At 48.7% G+C, this 833-nt stretch carries 1 pseudogene; it reads left to right on the forward strand.

The annotated features are described in order from the left end of the window. Positions 1-477: pseudogene (locus NPS47_RS25235) on the forward strand (T6SS effector BTH_I2691 family protein); the annotation flags it as partial. Positions 478-833 lie beyond the last annotated feature (356 nt).

The following is an 833-nucleotide window of genomic DNA, read 5'->3' on the forward strand; positions in this document are numbered from 1 at the left end:
CTGCCCGCAGCACTGGCGGGCAAAGAAGTGACCTTGCAACCAGCAATAGTCGAGAAGCGCTATTTCTCTAAAGATCGGCTGTATGCCACGGAGAATAACTTTTACGACCAGTTTCTTGATGGCAACTGGGTTGATCCGAAGCGGCTCGGAGAGTTGCCCAACGGACCCGTATATAACCTTCGCCCAGCGGATTTCACTTACACCCAGAAAGATCAACACCGTCTGTGGCAAGTCTGGATTGACAGCCCGACGGACAACCCGATCCTTGAGTTGGAGATTAAATACCCGCGCGACGTGCGGCAGCGGTCAGACGGCCGCGGCTACATGTTCCGACTGGCGCTGGAATGGACAGCGAACGAGGCTGATCGAGTCAACAGTACACCTGGCAGTGAACTGATTGAAAAAGATGGCATCGTGCTGACACACCAAAGCACAGAGCTACTTAAGTTAGCCGTCCCCAATTCAAACGATCGTTGAGACCTATAATGTTGAATCTTAATAAACCCCTTGAACTACCGCCGCAGCTTGAGTGGAAGTTTGTGCATGAGCCTGAATTAATGGCTTGGACAATTCGGGCGCGTAATTACAATACATTTGTGGCTAATTGTATGTTTGCGTTCATGTCTGTTGTGCTAATGGGAATGTCATATTTTTTGTATTCAACCCCTGCAGGGAATGAAGGGGTTTGGTCCAGGGTGATAACGAGTCTGGGTTTTTTTATAGTATTGTCACTTGTGATCTCGAGTATGACCCATCAGCGAATAAATTGCGCTTATCGCTTTAGTAAGTCGGGGTTGGAGCATTGTGAGTGGAAGGATTTCCCAAAATGGGCT

Origin of the sequence: Pseudomonas putida (genome assembly GCF_028682475.1) — a bacterium.
Taxonomy (GTDB): Bacteria; Pseudomonadota; Gammaproteobacteria; order Pseudomonadales; family Pseudomonadaceae; genus Aquipseudomonas; species Aquipseudomonas putida_AG.